General features: G+C 46.2%; 5 protein-coding genes. 2 read left to right on the top strand and 3 right to left on the bottom strand.

Annotated features, from left to right (window positions below; translation table 11 throughout):
• Positions 1 to 240: 240 nt before the first annotated feature.
• Both IQ234_RS19575 and trmFO read right to left on the bottom strand, forming a co-directional pair.
• A complete protein-coding gene (locus tag IQ234_RS19575; protein ID WP_193958309.1) occupies positions 241 to 738 on the bottom strand; it encodes a 2TM domain-containing protein in 498 nt (165 codons plus the stop codon).
• Between the two features lie 60 nt (positions 739 to 798).
• Positions 799 to 2,136, bottom strand: coding sequence for an FADH(2)-oxidizing methylenetetrahydrofolate--tRNA-(uracil(54)-C(5))-methyltransferase TrmFO (gene trmFO, locus IQ234_RS19570; RefSeq protein WP_193958308.1), 1,338 nt, complete (start codon positions 2,134 to 2,136; stop codon positions 799 to 801).
• A gap of 241 nt (positions 2,137 to 2,377) precedes the next feature.
• Here trmFO and IQ234_RS19565 point away from each other — a divergent pair, with 241 nt between their 5' ends.
• Together IQ234_RS19565 and IQ234_RS19560 are read left to right on the top strand one after the other, a co-directional pair.
• Entirely contained in the window at positions 2,378 to 2,656 is a 279-nt protein-coding gene (locus IQ234_RS19565; RefSeq protein WP_185240752.1) for a thylakoid-associated protein, read from the top strand.
• 253 nt (positions 2,657 to 2,909) lie between these two features.
• The gene (locus IQ234_RS19560) at positions 2,910 to 3,842 is read left to right on the top strand and encodes a carbon-nitrogen hydrolase family protein (protein WP_193958307.1); all 933 of its coding nucleotides are present in this window, start codon (positions 2,910 to 2,912) and stop codon (positions 3,840 to 3,842) included.
• A gap of 365 nt (positions 3,843 to 4,207) precedes the next feature.
• Here the strand turns inward: IQ234_RS19560 and IQ234_RS19555 are convergent, their stop codons facing one another.
• The gene (locus IQ234_RS19555) at positions 4,208 to 5,287 is read right to left on the bottom strand and encodes a PIN/TRAM domain-containing protein (protein WP_045358336.1); all 1,080 of its coding nucleotides are present in this window, start codon (positions 5,285 to 5,287) and stop codon (positions 4,208 to 4,210) included.
• Positions 5,288 to 5,548 lie beyond the last annotated feature (261 nt).

The raw sequence follows: 5,548 nt of genomic DNA, 5'->3' as shown, positions 1-5,548 counted from the left end.
CTATCGGCACCCCCCTTATCAAGGGTAGATCCCCCCGCCTATCGGCACCCCCCTTATCAAGGGTAGATCCCCCCGCCTATCGGCACCCCCCTTATCAAGGGGGGCAGGGGGGATCGAACCTAAAATTCATTTTTAATTTAATTATAACCAGCTACTTAAGTAGTCGTGGAAAACTCAACTTTGTGTCCTTTGTGTCTCTGTGGTTCACAAAAACAAAAAAGGCTTAATTTGGCAACAGTATTAAAACTGTAAAAACTTTTTGATTTGTGTCCAAAGATTGGTAAAAGATTCTTTCATTTCCTCCTTAATTTTCCAGCGTTTAAATGCTTCTTCGTAGGCAATTCCTTGATTTTGGAAAGTTTTCCAAGCCGAGAGAGAAAGAGGTAAACCCATCAGCAAAAAGATATAAATTGCCCAAGAAATTGTTCCCGCACTAATTAAATTAATCGTCAGAAAAAAACTATTAATAATCAGATAGCGAACGGTTTTATGTTTTAGCTCCTCGCGACGAAAGCGATCGAATTCTTGCCGCTTATAACTGACCATTTTTGACTCTTGCCAGTCCTTTTCCGCCGCTTCTAAGTCTTTAACTTCAATAGCTAAATCGTCAGCAATTTCTAACAACTGTTGACGGGTAATTTCTCCCTTATCCCCTTGACGGGAGATAGCCAAATAGAGAATTTCCTGCACATCCTCTTGACTGTAGGATTGGGGAGGGAAAAAATCAGAGTTTGGCATAGCAATAGAGAAAGAATAGGTTCCTTCTCTATTATGGGCGATCGATTTAGCGATTGACAGTTAGACGAGACAGGGAGTTTTTAGCTGATTCATCCATGCTTCTAAATCCTGCAAAGAGCGATCGGCATATTGACCGTAACGTTCCCGTTTATTGCGGATTTTTCTGGTAAAATTCGGCAAAATGCCAAAATTTGGCGGCATCGGTTGAAAATGTTTCGGTTCGGCACTGCTGATAAACTCAAATAATGACCCCATCATCGTTGTGGTTGGCAATGTCACCGTTTCTAATCCTAAAGCTAAACGAGCGGCATTAGTTCCCGCTAACCATCCCCCAGCAGCCGCAGCCGTATAGCCTTCCGTCCCGATTAACTGTCCTGCCGCTAACAGCGTCGGTCGCGATTTAAACTGGAGACTGGAGGATAATAACTGGGGAGAATTGATAAAGGTGTTTTTGTGCATCACCCCCATGCGGACAAATTCGGCCTTTTCTAACCCCGGAATCAGACGGAAAACCCGTGTTTGTTCACCCCATTTTAAATTAGTTTGAAATCCCACCATATTCCACAATTGCCCCGCTTTATCTTCCATTCGCAACTGTATAACTGCGTAGGGACGTTGATCTGGATATCTGGGATCCGCTAATCCCACCGGTTTCAGGGGACCAAAACGCATGGTATCCTCTCCCCGACAGGCTAATTCTTCGATTGGCAGACAAGCCTCGAAAAATTTGGCATTTTCTCGCTCAAAATCCTTTAATTCTGCCTGTTCTGCCTGTTTTAACTCTTGCCAGAAGTGCAGGTATTGTTCCCGATTCATGGGACAATTGAGATAGGCGGCCTCACCTTTATCGTAACGAGAGGCCAGAAAAGCGATCGATTGATTGATCGATTCCCCTAGAATAATCGGACTAGCGGCATCAAAAAAACTCAGATAGTCCAGGCCGGTGAAATTTTGCAGATCTGCGGCTAAAGCGGCACTGGTTAACGGTCCAGTGGTTAAAACGACGATACCATCCCGGGGAATTTCCGTGATCTCCTGACGTTTTAAGGTGACTAGAGGGTGGTTGGCCAAGATTTCCGTCAAATTTCGACTAAAGACCCCTCGATCGACCGCTAAAGCCCCTCCTGCGGGGACACTATGCTGATCGGCCTGGGCAATAACTAGAGAATTTAAGCGTCGTAATTCTTCATGGAGTAACCCAGTAGCGCGATCCACCGCCATGGCACCAAAGGAGTTACTACAGACTAATTCAGCTAAAAATTGGCTATGGTGGGCAGGACTAGAGCGAATTGGGCGCATTTCGTGCAGGATCACGGGAATACCTGCTTGGGCTATCTGCCACGCCGCCTCAGTCCCCGCTAATCCTCCACCAATTACATGAATAGGGCGATCGATCATAGTTGGGAGAAAATGGCTAGAGTAGGACTATTTTAGCGTTAGTTCCCAGTTACCAAAAAATAGGCTGGGTCTATGGCGATCGCATGAAGATTTTGGCTGATCGCAAACTCAGGTTATAATTAAAGAAGGGATGGAATATTATATTTTATCTCGGCACCAGTTTTGCTTTCGAGAAGGTGGCAACACCGCCCCACTTTCTCACCATCTCCTTCCAGATGGGTTAGTTAGCGGTTTGACTTCTATGAACACCAATTATCTTGAAGAATACCAAAAATACCTAGCCGAATGGCAGAAAATGCTTCTGTCCGCTTGGGGTAATGGTGTTCCCACGACTACACCAGTGTTTGAGTTTCCAGAAACTTTGGTTAAATCCCTCGAATATCAACAAGAATGGGTGAAATCCTACCTAACAGCCCAAGAAACCGCCACCAAAGTTGCCCTTGATAGTCAGAAACAATTCTGGGATGGTTATTTTAGTTTTGCTCGTCAGTCCATGGCTGTAATCAATAAACCGGCCTAATTTAGATATAAATTGGCTAGATGGTTCGGTTAGTGACTTAACTTCCCTTAAAACATCAAATTCCTCAAATACAATCCCCTCTGGCCTTGTATTTGAGGCTTTTTTGGTTTTATGGCCTTATAGCCATCTTCCCCCCGCAAGACAAAATCTCCTTGAGGAGGTGATCGTTGTTCTGAGGGAGCATTGTCGGGTGGGGACGCTAACGGCTAAAATTATTCAGCCTAGACCTTGAAGAGCAGGGGCAATAAGAATTATGATTTACCTAACCCGAATTAAAGAACAGGTTCCCGCTTGGGGAGAGGGGATTCGGTTGGCACTCTATCAAGGAGAACGCCCCCTAGGAACTCGCAAAGCGATCGAGAGCAATCTCGAAAAACTAGAAGAGGTGGCTCGCAAAGCCAGTCGGTTCGATGTTCAGTTACTCGCCCTTCCCGAATTGTACCTGAGCGGCTATGCGCTCGACCGGCAGCAAGTGGAAGAGTTGGCAGAACCCGTTGGTGGCCCTTCAATGGCGAGAGTTGCCCAAATTGCCCAAGCCAACCGAATGGCTATTATCTGTCCCTACGCCGAACGAGAGCAGGCCGAAGGAGGAGAGCGCTTTTACGATTCCATTGCCCTCATCGACTCGGAAGCCAAGACGCTCTTAAATTACCGCAAAACTCACCTCTTCGGGCAAACGGAAAGGGAGAATTTTTCCGATGGCGCAGGGCCGTTTGCCGTGGCAGAAATCGCCGGATTCCCCGTTGGCGTTCTCAACTGTTACGAGGCGGAATTCCCCGAATTATCGCGGATTCTTGCGGTTAAGGGGGCTAAATTAATCGTCATCCCCACCGCTGCCGATTACTACTACACCTTAGCGGATGGCAGCCAAGCTCAAGTCCCTTACCCCGACGTTTCCCGAACACTAATTCCAGTCCGTGCCTACGAAAATAAGCTCTTTATCGCCTATGCCAATCGCTGTGGCGGGGAAAAACGCGGCGGACACGAGTGGAATTACCGCCACAATTCAGTTATTGCCGGACCCGATGGCAAATTGCTGTTAGCGGCGAGAGCGGAAGAAACTCTCCTAATTGGCGATTGTGTGCCTGGTGATTTTTCCCCCACCCATCCCGAAGGCGACTATCTCAAAGATCGCCGTCCGGAACTCTATCGGGAATTGATTTCCCCTCAGCCGCAGCCTTTCTAACAAATTATTCAATGGCTCAGGCAGGTTAAATTCCCTCGGTTGACCCGCTCCACAGTTTTGTATAGCTTGTAGATCGACCAGATATCGCTCTGGGTAGCCTTTCCGATGAGGGGAGACGGCCCAAGAATACTTGGGGCGGGCGCATTTTTTCAGGATACCTAAGACCCTGAAGCCTCGTCCTAATTTGTTGAGCTAAGTAGGTAGGCGTTAAAAATCATCACACACCCCCCTTATCAAGGGGGGCAGGGGGGATCGGCACCCCCCTTATCAAGGGGGGCAGGGGGGATCGAACCTAAAATCCATTTTTAATTTGATTATAATCAGCTACTCATTACTACTTTAGCTAAGAATTAACTTCATTCCCTTCAAGCAATCAGGGAATTTTGGGGTTTAGCAAAAATCATCCTTCCGGCCGAGGTTTGCAGTGCAGATGTCACCACTACCCGCAATTCTCCCCCTAGATAATCTTTTCCTTCTTCTACCACCACCATCGTGCCATCTTCTAGATAACCGATGCCTTGGGTGGGTTCTTTTCCTGCCTTGAGAATTTTCAGATCCAACGTATCCCCAGGCAAGTAGATCGGGCGTACTGCTTGGGCGAGATCGTTGACATTCAAGATGGTGACTTTTTGCAGATTGGCCACTTTACTGAGATTGTAATCGTTAGTGAGCAAGGTGGCGTTAATTTCTTGGGCAAGATGGACTAATTTAGCATCTACGGTGCTAATATCCTCATAATCGGCCGGATGAATGATAATGCGATCGGGGAATTCTTGCTGCATCCGGTTTAATATATCTAATCCTCGTCTTCCTCTAACTCGTTTTTGGTCGTTACTGCCATCCGCTAACTGTTGCAATTCCTGAAGGATAAATTGGGGAATGAGTATCTGTCCCTCGATAAATCCCGTGTCTAACAATTGTTCGATACGACCATCGATAATACAACTGGTGTCAACAACTTTGGTGGCGGCCGCTTGCAGGGTTCCTTCTGCCACTAAAATTGATTCCATACTATTGGGGTTAATCAGACGCAGAAAAGTCCGACCGTGGGTATCAGCTAAACTAACCCCCAGATAGGAAAACATAATACTGCCTAAAATGGCGATTATCGGCTTGATAAACGAGAATTCTCTGGGAATCGGTAGGAAGAAAATCGGAGCTAGGATCAGATTAGCAATCAACAAACCAATAACTAGACCGACCGAACGGGTTAAAATAACTTCGATCGGAGTTTGTCGTACTTGGGTTTCTAGACGACGATAGGTAGTTTGAGCAACTAAACCAAGAGCTAAACCAATAATTGAGGCAAAACCCGCCGATAACCAGCGTAAAGCTTCAATATTGCTGATTTGCGACTGGACAGCAACCGGCAGCAAGTCAACACCACTATAACCAATACTGGCAATAGCGAAGACGAATAGTAAAATTATGACGGCATCAAGCATGGGGATAATACCAGAGAGGATAGGGGGGAATGATGGTAGAAAAATAATGAGTATGGATGCTTTTATATTATATCTGTGGGTTTCTCCTAATTTGTGTCGGGAAAGTTGCTTTCATTCTAGGAGATGTTCTCCCCAGCCATAATACATCTTAACGAAGATAAACGAAATTACAGTAGGAGATAGGAGTCAGGAGACAGGAGACAGGAGACAGGAGACAGGAGATTGTTTTTATTTATTCTCCCCACTTCCCCACTTCCCCAC

Origin of the sequence: Microcystis aeruginosa LEGE 91341, from assembly GCF_015206885.1 — a bacterium.
In the GTDB taxonomy this organism is placed as follows: domain Bacteria; phylum Cyanobacteriota; class Cyanobacteriia; order Cyanobacteriales; family Microcystaceae; genus Microcystis; species Microcystis aeruginosa_H.
This window is presented reverse-complemented; position numbering and strand designations above follow the sequence as displayed.

Coding starts and splice junctions, on each gene's coding strand:
- trmFO (WP_193958308.1), bottom strand. CDS start 2,136: ATGATCGATCGCCCTATTCATGTAATTGGTGGAGGATTAGCGGGGACT.
- IQ234_RS19575 (WP_193958309.1), bottom strand. CDS start 738: ATGCCAAACTCTGATTTTTTCCCTCCCCAATCCTACAGTCAAGAGGAT.
- IQ234_RS19565 (WP_185240752.1), top strand. CDS start 2,378: ATGAACACCAATTATCTTGAAGAATACCAAAAATACCTAGCCGAATGG.
- IQ234_RS19555 (WP_045358336.1), bottom strand. CDS start 5,287: ATGCTTGATGCCGTCATAATTTTACTATTCGTCTTCGCTATTGCCAGT.
- IQ234_RS19560 (WP_193958307.1), top strand. CDS start 2,910: ATGATTTACCTAACCCGAATTAAAGAACAGGTTCCCGCTTGGGGAGAG.